17 protein-coding genes are annotated in these 19,203 nt (G+C 71.2%); 12 read left to right on the forward strand and 5 right to left on the reverse strand.

Features of this window, described 5'->3' with window-relative positions:
* Positions 1-86: 86 nt before the first annotated feature.
* Positions 87-3,617: a DNA polymerase III subunit alpha gene (dnaE, locus tag ABZU74_RS15290; protein WP_355423379.1), complete on the reverse strand. Its 3,531-nt coding sequence runs from the start codon at positions 3,615-3,617 to the stop codon at positions 87-89.
* A gap of 145 nt (positions 3,618-3,762) precedes the next feature.
* Here dnaE and ABZU74_RS15295 point away from each other — a divergent pair, with 145 nt between their 5' ends.
* The 3 genes from ABZU74_RS15295 (at position 3,763) to ABZU74_RS15305 (ending at position 5,570) form a co-directional block, all read left to right on the forward strand.
* A complete protein-coding gene (locus ABZU74_RS15295; RefSeq protein ID WP_355423382.1) occupies positions 3,763-4,383 on the forward strand; it encodes an L-threonylcarbamoyladenylate synthase in 621 nt (206 codons plus the stop codon).
* Positions 4,384-4,482: 99 nt separating this feature from the next.
* A complete protein-coding gene (locus tag ABZU74_RS15300; RefSeq protein ID WP_355423385.1) occupies positions 4,483-5,022 on the forward strand; it encodes an RNA polymerase sigma factor in 540 nt (179 codons plus the stop codon).
* A complete protein-coding gene (locus tag ABZU74_RS15305; RefSeq protein WP_355423388.1) occupies positions 5,019-5,570 on the forward strand; it encodes a hypothetical protein in 552 nt (183 codons plus the stop codon). Before ABZU74_RS15300 ends, ABZU74_RS15305 begins: the two co-directional genes overlap by 4 nt.
* A 30-nt stretch (positions 5,571-5,600) precedes the next feature.
* Here the strand turns inward: ABZU74_RS15305 and ABZU74_RS15310 are convergent, their stop codons facing one another.
* Positions 5,601-6,965 carry a serine/threonine-protein kinase gene (locus tag ABZU74_RS15310; RefSeq protein ID WP_355423391.1) on the reverse strand — a complete coding sequence of 455 codons (1,365 nt, stop codon included), beginning with the start codon at positions 6,963-6,965 and terminating at the stop codon, positions 5,601-5,603.
* A 134-nt stretch (positions 6,966-7,099) separates the two neighbouring features.
* Between ABZU74_RS15310 and ABZU74_RS15315 the strand changes: the two genes are divergently transcribed.
* The 8 genes from ABZU74_RS15315 to ABZU74_RS15350 all read left to right on the forward strand — a co-directional run bounded on the left by ABZU74_RS15315 (position 7,100) and on the right by ABZU74_RS15350 (position 15,286).
* The gene (locus ABZU74_RS15315) at positions 7,100-7,696 is read left to right on the forward strand and encodes a hypothetical protein (RefSeq protein WP_355423393.1); all 597 of its coding nucleotides are present in this window, start codon (positions 7,100-7,102) and stop codon (positions 7,694-7,696) included.
* Between the two features lie 130 nt (positions 7,697-7,826).
* Positions 7,827-8,168: a PadR family transcriptional regulator gene (locus ABZU74_RS15320; RefSeq protein WP_110564981.1), complete on the forward strand. Its 342-nt coding sequence runs from the start codon at positions 7,827-7,829 to the stop codon at positions 8,166-8,168.
* Positions 8,165-9,112: a permease prefix domain 1-containing protein gene (locus ABZU74_RS15325; protein ID WP_355423395.1), complete on the forward strand. Its 948-nt coding sequence runs from the start codon at positions 8,165-8,167 to the stop codon at positions 9,110-9,112. The genes ABZU74_RS15320 and ABZU74_RS15325 overlap by 4 nt, the downstream gene beginning before the upstream one ends.
* Before the next feature lie 122 nt (positions 9,113-9,234).
* A complete protein-coding gene (locus tag ABZU74_RS15330; RefSeq protein WP_355423812.1) occupies positions 9,235-10,572 on the forward strand; it encodes a sensor histidine kinase in 1,338 nt (445 codons plus the stop codon).
* The gene (locus ABZU74_RS15335) at positions 10,569-11,285 is read left to right on the forward strand and encodes a response regulator transcription factor (RefSeq protein WP_355423398.1); all 717 of its coding nucleotides are present in this window, start codon (positions 10,569-10,571) and stop codon (positions 11,283-11,285) included. Before ABZU74_RS15330 ends, ABZU74_RS15335 begins: the two co-directional genes overlap by 4 nt.
* 81 nt (positions 11,286-11,366) lie before the next feature.
* Positions 11,367-12,260, forward strand: coding sequence for an ATP-binding cassette domain-containing protein (locus ABZU74_RS15340; RefSeq protein WP_355423401.1), 894 nt, complete (start codon positions 11,367-11,369; stop codon positions 12,258-12,260).
* Positions 12,257-13,318 carry an ABC transporter permease gene (locus tag ABZU74_RS15345; RefSeq protein ID WP_355423404.1) on the forward strand — a complete coding sequence of 354 codons (1,062 nt, stop codon included), beginning with the start codon at positions 12,257-12,259 and terminating at the stop codon, positions 13,316-13,318. The genes ABZU74_RS15340 and ABZU74_RS15345 overlap by 4 nt, the downstream gene beginning before the upstream one ends.
* A 177-nt stretch (positions 13,319-13,495) precedes the next feature.
* The gene (locus tag ABZU74_RS15350; RefSeq protein WP_355423407.1) at positions 13,496-15,286 is read left to right on the forward strand and encodes a carbohydrate binding domain-containing protein; all 1,791 of its coding nucleotides are present in this window, start codon (positions 13,496-13,498) and stop codon (positions 15,284-15,286) included.
* Positions 15,287-15,360: 74 nt separating this feature from the next.
* On the opposite strand, the gene ABZU74_RS15355 is transcribed toward ABZU74_RS15350, so the two are convergent.
* The gene (locus tag ABZU74_RS15355; protein WP_355423410.1) at positions 15,361-16,389 is read right to left on the reverse strand and encodes a helix-turn-helix domain-containing protein; all 1,029 of its coding nucleotides are present in this window, start codon (positions 16,387-16,389) and stop codon (positions 15,361-15,363) included.
* A 254-nt stretch (positions 16,390-16,643) separates the two neighbouring features.
* Here ABZU74_RS15355 and ABZU74_RS15360 point away from each other — a divergent pair, with 254 nt between their 5' ends.
* Positions 16,644-17,639: a helix-turn-helix domain-containing protein gene (locus tag ABZU74_RS15360; RefSeq protein ID WP_355423413.1), complete on the forward strand. Its 996-nt coding sequence runs from the start codon at positions 16,644-16,646 to the stop codon at positions 17,637-17,639.
* Positions 17,640-17,651: 12 nt separating this feature from the next.
* On the opposite strand, the gene ABZU74_RS15365 is transcribed toward ABZU74_RS15360, so the two are convergent.
* Together ABZU74_RS15365 and ABZU74_RS15370 are read right to left on the reverse strand one after the other, a co-directional pair.
* Complete coding sequence (locus ABZU74_RS15365) at positions 17,652-18,269, reverse strand: DUF402 domain-containing protein (protein WP_355423416.1); 618 nt, start codon at positions 18,267-18,269, stop codon at positions 17,652-17,654.
* 89 nt (positions 18,270-18,358) lie between these two features.
* Positions 18,359-19,111, reverse strand: coding sequence for a YebC/PmpR family DNA-binding transcriptional regulator (locus ABZU74_RS15370; RefSeq protein ID WP_355423419.1), 753 nt, complete (start codon positions 19,109-19,111; stop codon positions 18,359-18,361).
* Positions 19,112-19,203 lie beyond the last annotated feature (92 nt).

A 19,203-nucleotide genomic window follows, 5' to 3' on the forward strand; every position in this document is an offset into this window, starting at 1 on the left:
TAGTTTCAAGATCATAGTCCCCCCCCCCGTGGGGTAGTTAGTGTTGGTGCGTCGGCCGCCGCCCCCGCGCGCCTCCCGCGGCCCGGTCAGCTCACGTTGGCCGGGCCGAGGACGCTCTTCAGGTCTCCCATCAGCGCGGTCGTCGCCGCCACCCGGAACGGGCCCAGCCGCAGGGTGGTGGTGCGCCCGCCGTTCTGGAGTTTGACGTGCACCTCGGTGTCGCCGGGGTGCAGCACCAGGGTTTCCTTGAGTTTCTCCACCAGCGGTGGTGTGCACCTGTGCACCGGGATGGTGAGGGTGACCGGCTTGTTGGTGGCGCTGGTGCTGACGTCCGGCATGGACATGTCCATCGCCATGATCCGTGGGGTGTCGTCGCGGCGGTCCACCCGACCCTTGACCACCACGATGGCGTCCTCGGCGATGTACTGCCCGATCACCTCGTAGGTGTTCGGGAAGAACAGCGTCTCCACCCCACCGGCGAGGTCCTCCAGGGTGGCCGACGCCCACGCCCGGCCCTGCTTGGTGACCCGCCGCTGCACCCCGGAGAGGATGCCGGCGAGGGTGACGACCGCCCCGTCGGGCACCGCGCCGTCCTCGGCCAGGGAGGCGATGGTGGTGTCGGCCGCCGCGTTGAGGATGTGCTCCAGGCCGAACAGCGGGTGGTCGGAGACGTACAGGCCGAGCATCTCCCGCTCGAAGGCCAGCTTGTCGCGCTTATCCCACTCGCTGTCGCCGATGGTCGGCATCACAGTGGTGCTGCCGGTGTCGGCGTCACCGAAGCCGGCGCCGAAGAGGTCGTACTGGCCGACGGCCTCCTTGCGCTTGACGTCGGCGTACGCGTCGATCGCGTCGGCGTGCACCGCGAGCAGGCCCTTGCGGGGATGGTCGAGGGAGTCGAACGCGCCCGCCTTGATCAGCGATTCGATCGTCTTCTTGTTGCAGACCACCGCGTCCACCTTGGACAGGAAGTCGTAGAAGTCGGTGTAGTCGCCCTTCTCCTGGCGGCACCGCATGATCGAGGCGACGACGTTCGCACCGACGTTGCGGACCGCGGCAAGGCCGAAGCGGATGTCCTTGCCGACCGGCGTGAACGGCCCGGCCGAGGTGTTCACGTCCGGCGGCAGCACCTGGATGCGCATCCGGCGGCACTCGGACAGGTAGAGCGCCATCTTGTCCTTGTCGTCACCGACGGACGTGAGCAGCCCGGCCATGTACTCGGCCGGGTAGTGCGCCTTCAGGTACGCCGTCCAGTAGGAGACCAAGCCGTACGCGGCGGAGTGCGCCTTGTTGAAGGCGTACCCGGCGAACGGCACCAGGACGTCCCAGACCGCCTGGATCGCCTCGTCGGAGTAGCCGCGCTCGCGGCAGCCGTCCCGGAACGGGATGAACTCCTTGTCGAGGATCTCCTTCTTCTTCTTACCCATGGCCCGGCGCAGCAGGTCCGCCTGACCGAGGGTGTAGCCGGCGAGGATCTGCGCGGCGCGCTGCACCTGCTCCTGGTAGACGATCAGGCCGTGGGTGGGCGCCAGGATCTCCCGCAGCGGCTCCTCCAGCTCCGGGTGGATCGGCGTGATCTCCTGGAGGCCGTTCTTGCGCAGCGCGTAGTTGGTGTGCGAGTCGACGCCCATCGGGCCCGGCCGGTACAGCGCCAGGACGGCGGAGATGTCCTCGAAGTTGTCCGGCTTCATCAACCGCAGCAGCGACCGCATCGGCCCACCGTCGAGCTGGAACACGCCCAGGGTGTCACCGCGGGCCAGCAGCTCGTACGCGGCCTTGTCGTCCAGCGGCAGGCCCAGCAGGTCGAGCTTGCGGCCGTGGTTCAGCTCGATGTTCTTGACCGCGTCGTCGATGATCGTCAGGTTGCGCAGGCCGAGGAAGTCCATCTTCAGCAGCCCGAGCGACTCGCAGGTCGGGTAGTCGAACTGCGTGATGATCGCCCCGTCGGCGTCACGGCGCATCAACGGGATGTGTTCGATGATCGGCTCGGCGGACATGATGACGCCGGCGGCGTGCACACCTGTCTGCCGGATCAGCCCCTCGATGCCCTTAGCCGTGTCGATCACCTTGCGGACGTCCGGGTCGGAGTCGTACAGGCCGCGGATCTCGCCCGCCTCGGCGTAGCGGGGGTGCTTGTTGTCGAAGATGCCGGTGAGCGGGATGTCCTTGCCCATCACCGCCGGTGGCATCGCCTTGGTGATCCGGTCGCCGACCGCGTACGGGAAGCCGAGGACCCGGGCCGAGTCCTTGATCGCGGCCTTCGCCTTGATCGTGCCGAAGGTGGCGATCTGGGCGACCTTGTCCTCGCCCCACTTGTCGGTGACGTACTTGATCACCTCGCCGCGCCGACGCTCGTCGAAGTCGATGTCGACATCCGGCATCGAGACCCGCTCGGGGTTGAGGAACCGCTCGAAGATCAGGCCGTGCTGGATCGGGTCCAGGTCGGTGATGCCCAGCGCGTACGCGACGAGGGAACCGGCGGCCGAACCGCGGCCCGGGCCCACCGCGATGCCCTGGTTCTTCGCCCACTGGATGAAGTCGGCGACCACCAGGAAGTAGGACGGGAAACCCATCTGGTTGATGACGCCCAGCTCGTACTCCGCCTGGACGACGTGCCCCTCCGGGATGCCGTTCGGGTAGCGGCGGGCCAGGCCGGCGAAGGTCTCCTTGCGGAACCAGGACTCCTCGGTCTCCCCCTCCGGGACCGGGAAGCGCGGCATCAGGTTGTGGAACTCGAACATGCCGGTCGGGTCGACCTTCTCGGCGACCAGCAGGGTGTTGCGGCAGCCCTCCTGCCACAACTCGGACGAGTCCACAGCGCGCATCTGGTCGGCGCTCTTGATGAAGTAGCCGCCGCCTTCGAACCGGAACCGGTTCGGGTCGTCGATGTTGCTGCCGGTCTGTACGCAGAGCAGCACGTCGTGGGCGGTGGCCTGCGCCTCGTGGGTGTAGTGGGAGTCGTTCGTGACCACCGGCGGGATGTCCAGCTTGCGGGCGATCTCGGTGAGCCCCTCGCGGACCCGACTCTCGATGGAGAGGCCGTGATCCATGATCTCCAGGAAGTAGTTGTCCTTGCCGAAGATGTCCTGGTAGCTGGCGGCGACCTTGAGGGCCTCGTCGAACTGGCCCAGCCGCAGCCGGGTCTGCACCGCGCCGGACGGGCAGCCGGTGGTGGCCATGATCCCCTCGGCGTGCTCGGCGATCAGCTCCATGTCCATCCGGGGCCACTTGACGTAGTGCCCCTCCATGGAGGCGCGGGAGTTGAGGGTGAAGAGGTTCTTCAGGCCCTGCGCGTTCTTCGCCCACATGGTCTTGTGGGTGATCGCGCCGTTACCGGAGATGTCGTCACTCTTCTGCTCCGGGCGACCCCACTTGACCCGCGCCTTGTGATAGCGCGACTCCGGCGCCACGTACGCCTCGACGCCCAGGATCGGGGTGATCCCGGCGGCCATCGCCTGGTTGTAGAAGTCGTTCGCGCCGTGCATGTTGCCGTGGTCGGTGATCGCCACGGCGGACATGCCCAGCCGCTTGGCCTCGGCGAACAGGTCCTTCAAGCGGGCCGCTCCGTCGAGCATCGAGTACTCGGTGTGCACGTGCAGATGCGCGAACGAATCGGCCATGCGTGGCGCCCCCCGGCAGTGTGGATCTTGTTGGTCGGAACCGACCGGGACCTACCCTACCGAGGTGATCTCGGCGGCTCCACCGTCCGCGCCGAGGGTGGTCCTCGTCTCCTGATCGGCTCCGGATGGGCCTAGTCTCAACCCCATGGCGAGGTACTACGACGTACACCCGGAGAACCCACAACCCCGGGTCATCGGGCAGGTCGCCGACCTGATCCGCGGCGATGGGCTGGTCGCCTACCCGACGGACTCCTGCTACGCGCTCGGCACCCGACTGGGCAACCAGGACGGGCTGGACCGGATCCGGCAGATCCGGCACCTCGATGATCGGCACCACTTCACGCTGGTCTGCCACGACTTCGCCCAGCTCGGTCAGTTCGTCCAGATCAGCAACTCGGTCTTCCGCCTGGTGAAGGCGTCCACCCCGGGCAGCTACACGTTCATCCTGCCGGCCACCAGGGAGGTGCCCCGCCGGATGCTGCACCCGAAGAAGCGGACCGTCGGCGTGCGGGTGCCCCGGCACACAGTCACCCAGGCGCTGCTGGCCGAGCTGGCCGAGCCACTGGTGTCGAGCACGCTGGTCCTGCCCGGCGACGAGGAGCCGATGACCCAGGGTTGGGAGATCAAGGAACGGCTCGACCACCAGCTCGACGGGGTGCTCGACGCCGGCGACTGCGGCAAGGAGCCGACCACCGTGATCGACCTGTCCGGGCCCGAGCCGGAGATCCTGCGCCGGGGCGCCGGGGACGTGTCCCGCTTCGAGTAGCCCCGCCGGTTCGCGTCGGGTGCCGGACGGTACGGGGCCGTCGCGGTGGCACCGGTCGTACGCTCAGGGATCGGCACCGGCGAGCATTGGACATCCGGCATGCCCGACGCTGACGACATCGACGCCCTGGCCCGGTCCGCCGCGCACGGCGACCCGGCTGCGCTGAACGCCCTGCTGGTCGCGGTGCGTCCGGAGGTGCTGCGGCTGTGCGCCCGGTTCCTGCCCAGCCGGGAGGACGCCGAGGAGGCCTGCCAGGACACCTTGCTGGCGTTGGCCGGCGGCATCACCCGGTTCGAGGGGCGCTCCTCGTTCCGCACCTGGCTGCACCGGCTGACCGCCAACCGGGCCCGCTCCACGTACCGCACGCTGCGCCGCCGCTGCCGACTGGAGGCCGGCGGCGTGCCGGTGCCCGACCAGGCCGACCCCCGACGGACCAGCGTGGTCGCGGGCACCCGCCTCGACCTGCTCGACGCCTTCGACTCGGTCCACCCCGACCTCGCCGAGGTGGTCGCCCTACGCGACGTCCTGGGGCTGAGCTACCCCGAGATCGCCGCCCTGCTCGACGTGCCGGTGGGCACTGTGAAGTCCCGGTTGCACCTGGCCCGACGGCAGGTCCGGCAACGACTGGGCACCGAATGAACCCCGCCGCGCGACGCCGCCCGTTCCGCCGGCTCCTCGCCGGTGGCGTCGTCCTCGTCGCCGCCGTGGCGGTCGCGGCCTGCGGCGCCGACCCGGTCGCGCCGCTGCCCGTGCAACCACCCGCGGAGTCCCGACCGTCGCCGACCCCCTCGGCCATCCCGGCGCCCACCGCAGCACCGTCCCGACCGCCGCCGACCAGCGGCCGTCCGATCGCGGCACCGCCCGCCCGAACCACTGCCAGGGGTACGCCGCACCGCCCGGCCCCCACACCGACCGCGCGGACCACGAGCTGCCAGGGCGCCGTCCGCTACGACCTGCCGCTGGCCGAGACCGAGCTCGAGCTGCTGCGGTCCCTCTGCTTCGCCACCGGCGCGGTGCTGCGAATCCAGGGCATCGGCCCCGGCCTCGTCACCGTCGACCGCCCGGAGTTGGTCTCGCAGCACTACGAGGCCGGCGTGGTGGACATCCGGTTCGTCCGCCCTGGCACTGTCGACGTCAGGATCCCGAAGGATGCCCGGGAACACACCATCACAGTGGTGGTCCGCTAGTCACCGTTCGTCAGCACCGCGGCGGCCCCGCTACCGCACCCGCACGCCGTCGAGCAATGTGTCCACGAAGTCGGGCCCGCCGTCCACCGGTGGCACTACCTGCACGTACACCAGAGCGCCGTGGCCCGGATGCCGCCCGGCCGACTCGACGATCCGCGGCCGGCCCCGGTCGCAGCGGTACGCCACCACTGTCCACTCGACGCCCGCCTGCCGGGTGGTGCGCGCCGGCGCGGACGCGCAGTCCCCGTGTGTGCGCTCGGCCAGGAACCCGGCAGGCGTGGTGCGCGCCGCCGTGCTGGCCGAGACGCCGACGAACGCGCCGGGCACGCCGGGGTCGGCAGCCCATCGGCGGGGCTGCGGCGACATCACCAGCGCCGGTTCCGCTTCGCCGTCGGCGTCGTACTGACCGGCCCAGGTCGCCCCGGTGGCCGACCAGCCGTCCGGCAACGTCACGGTGAGCGGTCCGGCGGTGTACGTGTCACGTTCGGCCCCGGTGTGGCCCGGCTCGGCGCCCACCACGGCGACGGCCGCGACGGCTGCCCCGGCCAGCAGCATCCGGTACGGGCGACGGGCCACCGGACCGGGTGACGGCGGCTGCCGTACGGCGGTGGCCCGGTCGAGCGCGGCGTGCAGCGCGGCGGCGTCCGGATAGCGGTCGCCCGGCCGGTGGGCGGTGGCGCAGACAAGCACCGCCGCCACCCGCGCCGGCACGCCGTCGCGCAGTCGCAGGGCGCCGGCCGGTCTGGGCCTGTCGGGCCCGGGATCGGCGGCGAGCAGCCGGATCCCGAGCCGACCGAGCCCGTACACGTCCGCGCGGGTGTCGATCACCGCGCCCGGGTCGTCCTGCTCCGGTGCCATGTAACCGGGGGTACCGGCCCGGGCGGTGAGGCCGGAGGCGGCGGCGAGCGCCTTGGCGAGACCGAGGTCGGCGATGAGCACCCGCTCGGTGCCGGAGGCCGCCCCGGTGGCATGGAACAGGATGTTGCCGGGGGTGAGGTCGCGGTGCACGACACCGTGTCGGTGCAGCACGCTCACGCCTGCGCAGACCTCACCCAGCAGGCGCAACGCCGCCGGCACGGAGATCTCACCAAGAGCCAGCCGGTCGCGCAGGCTGCCGCCGTCCGCCCAGGCCAGCACGGCGTACGGCCGCCCGTCGGGCAACTCACCGACGGCGTGCACCCGGACCAACCGCTCGTGCTCCAGCCGGCGCAGCAACCGGGCCTCGTCGAGGAAGCGTTCCCGGACCCGCAGGTCGTGGCTCCAGTTCTCGGCCAGCACCTTGATCGCCACGTACCCGTCGAGCATCGGGTCGTGGCCCAGCCAGACGGTCGCGAACGATCCGACGCCCAGCAGCCGCTCGATGGCGTAGGGCCCGATCCGTTGCGGAGCCGTCACCGCGTCACCCCCCGGCCAGCACGGTCGGTCGGCGTTTCTCTGCACAGTAGACCGGGCTGATCGCAATTCCGACGAACCGTTGGCCCTGACGCGGTGACTAAGAGGGCAGGAGACCCATCACCGAAGGAGCCATCATGAACCGTCCCGCGATCCTCCTCACCGCCGCCGCGTTGGCACTCGGCACGCTCGTCCCGGCGAGTGTCGCCGGCCCGGCGGCGGCCGCGCCCCCGACCGAGGGCGTGGGTGCCTCGGCGTCCGGCCCGCTCGCCGCCGCCGTCGGGCACCGCCACCCGCAGGTGCTCAGCGTCCGCGGCGCCGGCGTGTACCGCATCGGTGCCAGCCTGGCGGCGCTCACCACGAACGGGCACATCGACTGGACCGCGCCGGGCTGCGGCGGGGTGGTGCACGCCGGCGCGACCGGATCCTGGGCGGGCGTGATCCTGCTGGCCTTCCGCAACGGGCGACTGGTGGAGGTCGGTACGGCCACCGCGCCGCCGCGGTCCCCCGCCGGCGCCACTGTCGGCATGTCCTTCGACGAGTTGGAGGCGATCTACGGCCGGCGGGGTTCGCTGATCCGCAACGACGCCGGGGACGCCGAGGCGTACCTGGTCCGGATCGGGTCGCGGGTGGAGCTGTTCACCGGGCACCCGATCCGGCCCGGGGTGGGCTACTTCCAGGTCGGGCCGGCCAGCTTCGTCGAGCGGAACTTCCGGCAGGGCGTGTCCTGCTGACTTGTCCCAGGTGCGGGGCGTCCGGTGTCCACCGGGCGCCCCGCACGTCGTCTCCGCTCGAACGAACCTTGGTCGGACACGATGATGTCGCCGTAGACAACACTGTGTGGCACACACTATGGTGTGACACATGGTTAGCGAGGACGTTCTACGGACGCACCTACAGGAGTTGCGTCGAGGCACCGTCGTGGTGGCCAGCCTGGTCGCGCTACGCCGACCGGACTACGGCTACGCACTGCTGCAACGGCTCACCGACCACGGCTTCCCGGTCGACGCCAACACGCTCTACCCGCTGCTACGCCGCCTGGAGGACCAGGGGCTGCTGACCAGCGAGTGGAACACCGAAGAGAGCCGACCGCGCAAGTTCTACCGGACCAGCGACGAGGGCGAGTCGATGCTGAGCCGGCTCCTCGACGACCTCGCCGCCGTGCAGACCTCCATCACCGGGCTGATCCAAGGAGTGGACCGATGAACACCCTGACCGACCGCTACCTCGCCGCCACCCTGCGCTCGGTGCCCGCCCAGCGCCGCAACGAGATCGCCAGCGAGCTGCGGGCCTCCATCGACGACATGATCGAGGGTCGGACCGATGGCGGGCAGGACGCCACGACTGCCGAGCGGGAGGTGCTCACCGAGCTGGGCAACCCCGATGTGCTGGCCGCCCGGTACGCCGACCGTCGGCTGCAACTCATCGGCCCGACCTACTACCTGCTCTGGCTGCGACTGCTGAAACTGCTGCTCAGCTTCATCCCGGCGCTCGTCGGCACGATCTTCGCCGTGGTCCAGGTGGCGGAAGGAAAGGGCTTCGGCGCCATCGGGCCCGGCCTCGTGGTGGCCATGCAGGTGGCCGTGCAGATCACCTTCTGGCTCACCCTGACCTTCGCCATCATCGAGCGCACCCAGACGGCCGTGGCCCTGCCGGAGTGGACAGTCGACCAGCTGCCCGACGCACCGGTGCGACGAGGCATCCCCCTCGCCGACACCATCGCCTCAGTGGTCATGCTGGCGGTGACCATCGGATACCTGCCGTTGCAGCAGTTCCACTCCTGGGTGCGCGACACCAACGGCGAGAACATTCCGATCCTCGACCCGGCACTGTGGTCGTTCTGGCTGCCGGCATTGATCGTCGTGCTCGTCGCCAGCGCGATCTTCGAGGTCGTCAAGTACCGGATCGGACGCTGGACCTGGACCCTGTTCGGCGTCAAGGCGCTACTCAACCTGGCGTTCTCGGTGCCGCTGATCTGGCTGGCGCTCTCCGACCGGCTGCTCAACCCGGCCCTGGCCGAGCGCCTCAGCTGGCTGGCGGACACTGACAACCGCGACGTCCTCGCAGCGATCATCGCAGTGACCACGGCCGTGATCATGATCTGGGATCTGATCGACACCGCGATCAAGACCCGCCGGCAGACGGCGTGAGCGACACCCCACCCGACGGCCCGGCGCGTACCCCGCGCTGGGCCGTCGCCCGTCGTGGTGAGCGCGGCGACATCGGCCCGCCCGGTTGGAGGGCCTGGCGGACGACGTGGCATCGTTCCCGGATGACAGTGGCACCGCGACCGGAATGGCGTCGTCCCGGTCCGACGGCGGAGCAGCGCCGAAACGACATTTGGATCGGCCTGGGAATGACCGGGCTGGCGCTGGTCAGTCTGACCCTGGCCCGCAGCACCGGAGCGTTCCTGCTGGGCCCACCGCCGTCCGGGCTGGAGCAGCTGTTCTGGACCGTCGCGGTGACCCTGCCGCTGATCTGCCGACGACGCTGGCCGACCGCGACCCTGCTGGTCGTCGCCGTGGCGTTCATCGCCGCGCAGGCACGCTCGGCCCCGGAGACCCAGTTCTCCTCCTGGGCACTGTTCTGCGCCCTCTACACCGTCGGCGCCTGGGGGCAGGACCGGCGGCTCTCCCGCCGGCTGCGCATCGTCGTGATCGCCACCATGTTCGCCTGGCTCGGGGTCTACTACGCGGTGATGATCGACCACATCCCACCCGGTTCCTTCGCCGACGCGGTCGGGCCGGTGCCACCGGTGCTCGCCGCGATGGTCACCGGCGTCCTGCTCAACGTGCTGGTCTTCGGCTTCGCGTACTTCTTCGGCGAGACCGCGTGGGTGGCCGCGGGCCGCGAGCACCAGCTGCGCGCGCAGGCCGAGGACCTGCGCCGGTCGCAGGCCGAGGCCCGGGAACGGGCGGTGCTCGGCGAACGGGTCCGGATCGCCCGGGAGCTGCACGACGTGGTCGCCCACCACGTGTCGGTGATGGGCGTGCAGGCGTCCGCCTGCCGCCGGGTGTTCGACCGCGACCCGGCCAAGGCCCGCACGGCGCTGACCGCCATCGAGCAGAGCGCCCGCACCGCCGTCGACGAGCTGCGTCGGATGCTCGGCGTGCTGCGGACCTCCGCCGGCACCGACGCCACGCCGCCAGCGGCCGGCGGCGTCGAACGGATCGACGAGCTGGTCGAGCGGGCTCGGGCCGCCGGGCTGACGGCCACCCTCGGGGTGTACGGGGACCCGGTCGCGTTGCCCGAATCGGTCTCCCAGACGGCCTACCGGGTGACGCAGGAGGCGGTAACCAACACCCTGAAGCACGCCGAGGCGGCCCTGTTGGACGTGCGGGTCCGGTACCTGGCCCGGGAGGTGGAGGTCGACGTGACCGACGACGGGCGGGGCGGTGGCTGGGCCACCACCGTCGGGTTGGGACTGATCGGGATGCGTGAACGGGTCAACGCCCACGACGGCGACCTGGAGGCCGGGCCGCGGGCCGGCGGCGGCTGGCGGGTACGCGCCCGCTTCCCGCTCGCGGCGTCGGCGGACCGGCCGGTGGGCGCGCAGCGGGAGCCCAGCGACAGCCACCAGGCGACAGCGGGCGCGGAGCCGTCGGCATGAGCGCGGCAGCCCAGCACGGACCCGACACCGGGCCGCCGGTCCGGGTGCTGCTCGCCGACGACCAGCACCTCGTCCGTACCGGCTTCCGGGTCATCCTGGAGGTGGAGGACGACATCGAGGTGGTCGGTGAGGCCGCCGACGGCGAACGGGCCGTCACCATGACCCGAGCCACCCGCCCCGACGTCGTACTCATGGATGTGGAGATGCCCGGGATGGACGGCCTGGAGGCCACCCGGCAGATCGTCGCCGACGGCCCGGGGGCGCCCGCGGTGCTGATCCTCACCACCTTCGACCGCGACGACTACCTGTTCGCCGCGCTGCGGGCCGGGGCCAGCGGGTTCCTGCTCAAGAACGGCACGCCGGAGGAGCTGATCGAGGCGATCCGGGTGCTGGCCAGGGGCGACGGCCTGCTCGCCCCGGAGATCACCCGGCGGGTGATCTCCACCTTCGCCCGGCCCGGTGACCCGACGGGCACCGCCCACCGGGGCCCGGTCGCCGATGCCGCACTGGCCGAGCTGACCCCGCGCGAACGGGAGGTGCTGATGCTGCTGGCCGCCGGGTCGAGCAACGCGGAGATCGCCGCGACCATCCACCTGGGCGAGGCGACGGTGAAGACGCACGTGAGTCGGGTGCTGGCCAAGCTCGGCCTGCGCGACCGGGTGCAGGCGGTGGTGTTCGCGTACGAGAACGGTGTGGTCCGGCCCGGCGGGTGAGCGCCATCCGTCGGAGGACGGACCCCTCCGCTCAGCCGTCGGACGGACGGCGGGACACCGCGTTCGATCTAGCGTGGGTGCGTGACCAGAACGCTTCGCCTCGACGGGGTCGACCGCAGTTTCGGCGACCGTCAGGTGCTCAAGAACGTGTCCTTCGAGGTGGCCGCCGGACGGATGACCGGCTTCGTGGGCGCCAACGGCGCCGGCAAGACCACCACCATGCGGATCATCCTGGGTGTGCTCTCGCCCGACGCCGGCGAGGCGACCTGGGGCGGCACGAAGCTGACCCGGCAGGACCGCCGACGCTTCGGTTACATGCCGGAGGAGCGGGGCCTCTACCCCAAGATGACCACCCGCGAGCAGGTGACCTACCTGGGCCGGCTGCACGGGTTGGACGCCGCCTCGGCACGGCGTTCCACCGACGCGCTACTGGAACGCGTCGGGCTCGGTGAGCGCGGGGACGACCTGCTGGAGACGCTGTCGCTGGGCAACCAGCAGCGCGCCCAGATCGCCGCAGCGCTGGTGCACGACCCCGAGGTGCTGGTGCTCGACGAGCCGTTCTCCGGCCTCGACCCGCTGGCCGTCGACACAGTCGTCACCGTGCTGCGGGAACGGGCCTCGGCCGGAGCGCCGGTGCTCTTCTCCAGCCACCAACTCGACGTCGTGGAGCGGCTCTGCGACGATTTGGTGATCATCGGGGACGGGGTGATCCGGGCCGCCGGCAGCCGGCAGCAGCTGCGCGACTCGTACACGGTGCCCCGCTACGAGCTGGTGGTGGCCGGCGACGCCGGCTGGGTACGCGACCACCCCGGGGTGACACTGGTCGAGCTGGACGGCGCCCGTGCGGTCTTCGACCTGCCAGCCGGCGCCGACGAACAGCCCATCCTTCAGGCGGCCCTCGCCCGCGGCCCGGTCCGCGCCTTCCGCCCGGTCAGCCCCTCGCTCACCGAGATCTTCCGAGAGGTCACCCAGTGAACGTCACCCAGGCCACCCGGCTGGTCGCCGAACGCGAGATCCGCGTCAAACTCCGCGACCGCACCTTCCTGTTCGGCACGCTCTTCTTCCTGCTGATCGCGGCGGCCGGCACCATCCTGCCGCCGCTGCTCGCCGGCGGGCCGTCCACCGTGGCCGTGACCGAGAGCGCCGCCGGGCCGCTACGCGCCGCCGGCCTGGAGGTCCGGGTGGTCCCGGACGACCGGGCCGCCGAGCAGGCCGTCCGCGACGACGACGTGGACGCCGCGGTGGTCGCCGGACCGGCCGTCCTGGCCCTGGAGGAAGCCCCCGACGACGTGGTACGGGCGCTGAGCAGCCAACCGACCGTCCGCCTGCTCGACCCGGACGCGGTCGACCCGGTGGTGGCGTTCCTGGTGCCGTTCGTCTTCGCGTTCGTCTTCTTCATCACCTCGCAGACGTTCGGTCTGCAGATCGCGCAGAGCGTCACCGAGGAGAAGCAGACCCGGATCGTGGAGATCCTGGTCGCCGCCGTGCCGGTCCGGGCGCTGCTGGCCGGGAAGGTGGTGGCCGGCGCCATCCTGGCGTTCGCGCAGATCGCCTTGATCGCGGTGGTGGCGGTGATCGGACTCCAGATCGGCGACAGTGGCGGTCTGCTCACCCTGCTCGCCCCGGCGATCGGCTGGTTCGTGCCGTTCTTCCTGCTCGGTTTCGTGCTGCTCGCGGCGATGTGGGCGGCGGCCGGCGCGCTGGCCAACCGGCAGGAGGACATCGCCGCCGTGTCGACGCCGGTGCAGCTCGCGGTCATGCTGCCGTTCTTCGCGGTGATCTTCCTGAACGACAACGACGCCGCGATGCGGGTGCTGTCCTACCTGCCGTTCTCGTCGCCCACGGCCATGCCACTGCGGCTCTTCAACGGTGACGCGACCGGTTGGGAGCCGTTGGTCTCGCTCGTCATCCTGCTGCTCGCCGCCGGTGCGTTCGTGCTCGCCGGGGCCCGGGTGTACGAGGGGTCGCTGCTGCGCACCAACGGCCGGACCTCGCTACGTGCCGCGTGGCGGGACCGGGAGACGATCGGCTGACCCGACCGTCCGCGCCGCACGGGCGTCGGTGTCCCGACGGATGCCGGCGCCCGCCGCCGTACGGCCCCGTTCCGAGCGCCGTTCGGTGGCCGTGAACAGCGCGAACACTCCTACGTTGAGCCGATCCTCACGGCAACGACCTGGTCGTCGCCGGTTTTCGGACCGGAAAGGCTCTCGATGTCCCCACCGATCAACGCACGGCATTTCCGTCGTCTGCTCAGCGTGGTGCTCGCCGTCGCCCTCGCCAGCACCCTCACCGCCCTCGTCCGCCCCACGCCGGCCGCCGCCGCCCCGGGAGACCTCATCCTCAACGGCACATTCGACAGCGGCAGCACTCAGCCCTGGTGGACCCGGCTCGCCTCGACCAGCACCACAGTCGACACCGGTCAACTGCGCGTCCGCACCAGCTCGACGGTCGGCAAGCCCGTCTGGGAGGACCTGGTCGGTCACTTCGAGTTCGGGGTGACGGCCGCGCAGCCGTACCGGTTGCAGTTCGACGCCTCGGCCGACGTCAACCGTTCGCTGCGCGTCTCGGTCTCCCGGGCGGACACGCCCTTCACCTCCGCCGTCGACCAGAGCGTCGCGCTGACGTCCTCGATGCGCCGGTTCACCTTCGACTTCGCGTCCCCGTTCGGCGACCCGAAGGCGGTGCTGCTGTTCCACTTCGGCGGCCAGGCCACCTCGACGGTCCGGTTGGACAACATCTCGCTCACCCCGCTGGCCGTGGACCCGGCCACCGACCCGATCCTGTACTGGAACGGTGTCCTGCTGGCCACCTACAAGGCGCTGGACCTGCCACCCACCTCCTCGTCCCGCGAGGCCGCCATCCTGCACGCGGCGATGCACGACGCCGCCGTCTCGGTCACCGGAGTGGGCAACCCCTATCGGGTACGGGTGCCGGTCAGTTACCCGGGCACCATGGACAACGTCGTCGCGCCGTCCCTGCACGCGGCCGTCGACCGGGCCGCGTACGACGTGCTGACCGCCCTGTACGGCGGCCAGGGCCAGTCCTACTCCCAGGCCCTCGCCGGCGCTGTCGCCCTCCGGCCGTCCGGGGTGAACGCCGCCGAGGTCGCCCGTGGTGACACAGTCGGCGCGGCGGCGGCCGCCGCCAACCTCCAGGCCCGCGCCAACGACGGCTCCGGCAACAACACGCCGTACCCACTGGACGGCGTACCCGGTTCGTGGCGGCCCACCAACGGCATGGCAGCGGTCAGCCCGAACTGGGGCCTGGTCACCCCGTTCGCGCTCACCTCGGGCCGGCAGTTCCGGCCCGGCCCACCGGCCGGCGCCACCGGGTACGCCGACCTGCTCGGCAAGGAGGAGTACCGCACCCAGGTGCAGGAGATCCGCGACTACGGCGGTCAGACGTCGTCGCTGCGCACCCCCGAGCAGACGCAGATCGCCTTCTTCTGGGCCAACGACCTGGGTGGCACGTACAAGCCACCGGGTCAGCTCTTCTCGCACACCCGGATCGTGGCGGAGCAACGTCAGCTCGGCATCCTGGCCAACGCCCGGCTCTTCGGGCTGGTCGCCCTCGCGCTCGCCGACGCCGCCATCGCCGCCTGGGACGCCAAGTACCAGACGCCCGTCGACCTGTGGCGGCCGGTGAGCGCCATCGAGGCGACGGAGGGCCCCGGTTGGCAGCCGCTGTCGAAGACCCGCGAGGGGGTGCCGTACACGCCGGCGTTCCCGGCCTACGTCTCCGGGCACGCCACCTTCGCGGGGGCCTGGTCCGCGGTGATGAAGAGGTTCTTCGGCACCGATGCGATCGCCTTCGACGCCACCACTGACGATCCGCACGCCGTGGGCGTGGTCCGGCACATGAGCGGCTTCGACCATGCCGCCGAGGAGAACGCGCTGAGCCGGATCTACCTCGGCGTGCACTATCGGTTCGACGCGGACGCCGGGCTCGCCACCGGACGTTCCGTGGGCGCGTACGTGTTCGCCAACCGCCTGCGGCAGTGAACCGTCAGTCGGGGTAACGGGGGGACGCTCCCCGTCCGGTTCGTGGACCGGGCGGGGAGCGTCACGCGTGAGCACTACGCCGCGCAGTTCCAATGACCGAAGCCGCCGGTCCGAGACCAGACCTCCCGAGCCGTCCCGATGTTCCACGCCGGGTCCAGCGCCATCCGACGGTCGACGCCGAACCGGGACACCTCCATGTCGCTGAACTGGAACAACCCCCAGCGCCGCGACCCGTCCTCGACGACCTCCACCCGGTACGGGTCCAATCCGGACAGGCAGCGCGCCACCTGCACCGCCCCGGCCGGGTCCTCCGGGAACATCTGCCGCAGGTGCTTGCCGATCCGGTCCTCCGGCCAGCTGGCGGGCACCTTCCGATCGCCCGCCAGCTCGTCGAACAACCGGGCGTCCGCGGTGCCGCTGACCGGCAGGCCGCCGAACGCCTGGAACACCATCACCCGGCTGGTGGTGTCCGGGCCGAACCAGCCGTCGACAGGCATGGTCAGCCCTCCGGCGACCAGGTGCTCCTGGAGGTTCAGCACGCAGGGGCCGTACATGCCCTGGCGCAGCACCGCCGGGCAGCCGTCGGTCGGCGAGCTGCCCACTGTGGGAGCGGCGAGAGGTCGCAGCGCCCCGGACGCCCCGACCGTCAGGACGCCGAGCACGGCCAGCAGCGCCAGCCGAAGCCAGCGACGGGCCGGCCAGGGCGCCTCGGGTCGCGGCGGGACCGAGCCGATGCTCGGGCGGATGTGCGCCGGAACGGTCGCGGACGGGCCGGCAGGGGTCTGTGCCGGGTCGCTCTCCCCTCGACCCTGCTCGGCGAGGCGGGCCTCAAGGTCCCGCCGGGTCTCCAGCCACCTGTCGACCTCGTCGGCAGGGGTACCGCAGGCCGCCAGCAACGCGACGACGGTGCGCTCCCGGGGCAGCGTCGTACGCCCCAGCATCGTCGCGAGGGTGCTCGGCGGCAGCCAGTGTCCGGCAGCCGAGGCCCGCCTGGCGATCTCCCGGTAGGTGAGGCCGGAGCGCCGCCGCGCCTCCCTGAGCAACGCCACGTACTCCCCCGCGGTGGCCGCCTGCGGCACCGGATCCCGGGCAGCGTCATCCATCGAATCTCCCCGTTGTCGTTGGTGTGGTCGAGCCCGAACCGGTGCCGGCCCGAGCCCGTCGGCCGCACAGCGGTCAGCGGCGCGGCCATCGAGGAAAGACGCTAGGTAAGCCGGTGGACGAGGACAATGCCCCGGTGGCCGCGCTGGGCTGTCCGGGCAGCTCAGGGTGGCCTGTCCGGATCCTGTCCGACCATCTCGGACAGTCACCGGGACCCGGCTTGCTCGCGCCTCAGCGGTGTCTGGACAATCGGGCGATGACCACGGGGGAGCTACGCCCGGACGACGCGTCCGACCCGGCCGCGTTCGTCGAGTTGCTGCGCCAGCTCAAGGACCGGTCGGGGCTCACCTACCGGCAACTGGAGCAGCGTGCCGCGTCGGCGGGTGACGTGCTGGCCCGGAGCACCGCAGCCGACATCCTGCGCCGGTCCACACTGCCGCGCCCCGAGGTGGTGGCCGCGTTCGTTCGGGCCTGCGGCGCGGGAGATCAGGCCGAGACGTGGCTGCGGGCCCGGCACCGCCTCGCCGCAGGTCAGTTCGCCCCGCCGTCGCCGGCACCGGAGCCACCGCCGGTCGACGCCGTCACGACAGTGGCCCCGGAGCGCGCTGACCCGGCCCGGCCACGCTGGTTCGCCCGGCCCGCGCCGCTGGCGCTGCTCGTCGTCGCCGCCCTGCTGGCCACGATCGGTGTGGGCTTCTGGCTCGAGCGACGCGACGACGAGCAAGGAAGGGCCGCGCAGTCCACCGACCCGACCACCTCGGCGGGTGGTGGCGCCCGTTCGCCGAGCGCGGGGCCCAGCCAGATCCGCCCCGTCCGCAGCCCGCACCTCTGCCTCACCGAGGGCCGCGACCGCACCGGCCAGTACACGAAGGAGATTGCGGTCCAGCGGCCCTGCACCGAGGCCACCCCACCGGACACCTCACTGGCGCCGGTGGCCGACGGAATGTTCTTCATCTACTGGGTCCACCCGGTGCTCGGGAAGGGCTGCCTCACCATCCGCGAGGAGGATCCCGGCCGTAACCTGCTCGAACCCTGGAACGAGGAGGACTGCAGCGCCAGCAGGTCGAAGCAGGTGTTCCACTTCGAACCGACCGGAACGGTGCCCGACGCGTACCGTATCCGACCCGACCGTAGCGAGCTGTGCGTGGGCCTGCGCGACGACGACAGCGACGTGTCGACCGCGGCGCTGGTCGAGCCGTGCACCGGCGGCCCGGATCAGGTGTTCCTGGTCAACGCGCTGCCGGGAAACTGACGACGGCGCCGCTCAGCGCGCGGGTGGCACCCGGTCCCAGCCGACGGCCAGCGGGGGCGCCGTCCAGGTGGGGTCGGGCTGCCAGGTGGCCCACGACCGGTCCCACCAGCGCTCACCGGCGTCGAGCAGGGCGGCGATTCGGTCACCCTCGGCCTGGATGGCGTCCCCCATGCCCGGGTAGCGCCCCTCGACGAGGCGCTGGGCGAACATCTCCACGTCCTTCCAGACATACCTGTCGGCGTCCGCGGCCCACCACAGGTCCAGCTCGTGGTCCAACGTGTCCACCCCGATAGGCGTCCGCCGCACCGGGTCCTGGAGGTTGAAGTACCAGCCGGCGAAGTCGCGCCCCGGCCCGGTCCAGAACACGTCGATCGAGTGCGCCTCACCGGGGCGGTGCAGCATCAGCTTGCCGTGCCCGGACCAGGAGCGGTGCCCGGCGGTCTCCCACGGGTGCCGCCCGCACGGGAAGACGCCCGTCTGCGGGAAGCCGAACTCGGCGCCCGGTGGGAGGTAGAGGGCGAGCAGGTCGGGCGAATCCTCGACGCAGATCGTCGGGCAGCCGAACCAGACCTCGCCTCGCAGCACCTCACGCCGTACCACCGTGTCGCCGGCCGCGAACCGCGCTGCCACCACTACGGCACCTCCTCGCCCGCCACCAACCCAACCCCGCCCGGGTCAGAAAGTGCAAGATCGTGGCGGGGTTGAGGCGGGGGCGTAGCTCAGGCGTCGACCGCCGCCATCACGTCGTCGCTGATGTCGAAGTTGGCGTAGACGTTCTGGACGTCGTCGCAGTCCTCCAGGACGTCGATCAGCTTGAAGATCTTGCGGGCGCCCTCTTCGTCCAGCGGCACGTTGACGCTGGGGATCAGCGAGGACTCGGCCGACTCGTACTCGATGCCGGCGTCCTGCAACGCCGTCCGCACCGGGATCAGGTCGGTCGGCTCGGAGACCACCTCGTACGCCTCGCCGATGTCGTTGACCTCTTCGGCGCCGGCATCCAAGACGGCAAGCATCACGTCGTCCTCGCTGGTGCCCTCCTTGGGGACGATCACCACGCCCTTGCGGGAGAACATGTACGACACCGAGCCGGCGTCGGCGAGCGAGCCGCCGTTGCGGGTCAGCGCGGTCCGCACCTCGGTCGCCGCGCGGTTGCGGTTGTCGGTGAGGCACTCGATCAGCATGGCCACGCCGTTCGGGCCGTACCCCTCATACATGATCGTCTGCCAGTCGGCGCCGCCGGCCTCCAGGCCGGAGCCGCGCTTGACGGCACGATCGATGTTGTCGTTCGGCACCGAGCTCTTCTTCGCCTTCTGAATGGCGTCGAAGAGCGTCGGGTTGCCGGAGGGGTCACCGCCGCCGGTCCGGGCGGCCACCTCGACGTTCTTGATCAGCTTGGCGAACATCTTGCCGCGCTTGGCGTCGATGACGGCCTTCTTGTGCTTGGTCGTCGCCCACTTTGAGTGGCCGGACATCTTCTACCTCCGTTGCTACCCGCCGTCTGCATCGACCGCACCGCTCACGCCCCGCTCCCGCCGGCGCACGCGGAGGTGCCGGTCAGCTCTGG

It is taken from the genome of Micromonospora sp. NPDC005171 (assembly GCF_040608575.1).
Taxonomy (GTDB): domain Bacteria; phylum Actinomycetota; class Actinomycetes; order Mycobacteriales; family Micromonosporaceae; genus Micromonospora.

Coding starts and splice junctions, on each gene's coding strand:
- dnaE (WP_355423379.1), bottom strand. CDS start 3,617: ATGGCCGATTCGTTCGCGCATCTGCACGTGCACACCGAGTACTCGATG.
- ABZU74_RS15295 (WP_355423382.1), top strand. CDS start 3,763: ATGGCGAGGTACTACGACGTACACCCGGAGAACCCACAACCCCGGGTC.
- ABZU74_RS15320 (WP_110564981.1), top strand. CDS start 7,827: ATGGTTAGCGAGGACGTTCTACGGACGCACCTACAGGAGTTGCGTCGA.
- ABZU74_RS15305 (WP_355423388.1), top strand. CDS start 5,019: ATGAACCCCGCCGCGCGACGCCGCCCGTTCCGCCGGCTCCTCGCCGGT.
- ABZU74_RS15330 (WP_355423812.1), top strand. CDS start 9,235: ATGACAGTGGCACCGCGACCGGAATGGCGTCGTCCCGGTCCGACGGCG.
- ABZU74_RS15300 (WP_355423385.1), top strand. CDS start 4,483: ATGCCCGACGCTGACGACATCGACGCCCTGGCCCGGTCCGCCGCGCAC.
- ABZU74_RS15315 (WP_355423393.1), top strand. CDS start 7,100: ATGAACCGTCCCGCGATCCTCCTCACCGCCGCCGCGTTGGCACTCGGC.
- ABZU74_RS15325 (WP_355423395.1), top strand. CDS start 8,165: ATGAACACCCTGACCGACCGCTACCTCGCCGCCACCCTGCGCTCGGTG.
- ABZU74_RS15360 (WP_355423413.1), top strand. CDS start 16,644: ATGACCACGGGGGAGCTACGCCCGGACGACGCGTCCGACCCGGCCGCG.
- ABZU74_RS15335 (WP_355423398.1), top strand. CDS start 10,569: ATGAGCGCGGCAGCCCAGCACGGACCCGACACCGGGCCGCCGGTCCGG.
- ABZU74_RS15355 (WP_355423410.1), bottom strand. CDS start 16,389: ATGGATGACGCTGCCCGGGATCCGGTGCCGCAGGCGGCCACCGCGGGG.
- ABZU74_RS15350 (WP_355423407.1), top strand. CDS start 13,496: ATGTCCCCACCGATCAACGCACGGCATTTCCGTCGTCTGCTCAGCGTG.
- ABZU74_RS15370 (WP_355423419.1), bottom strand. CDS start 19,111: ATGTCCGGCCACTCAAAGTGGGCGACGACCAAGCACAAGAAGGCCGTC.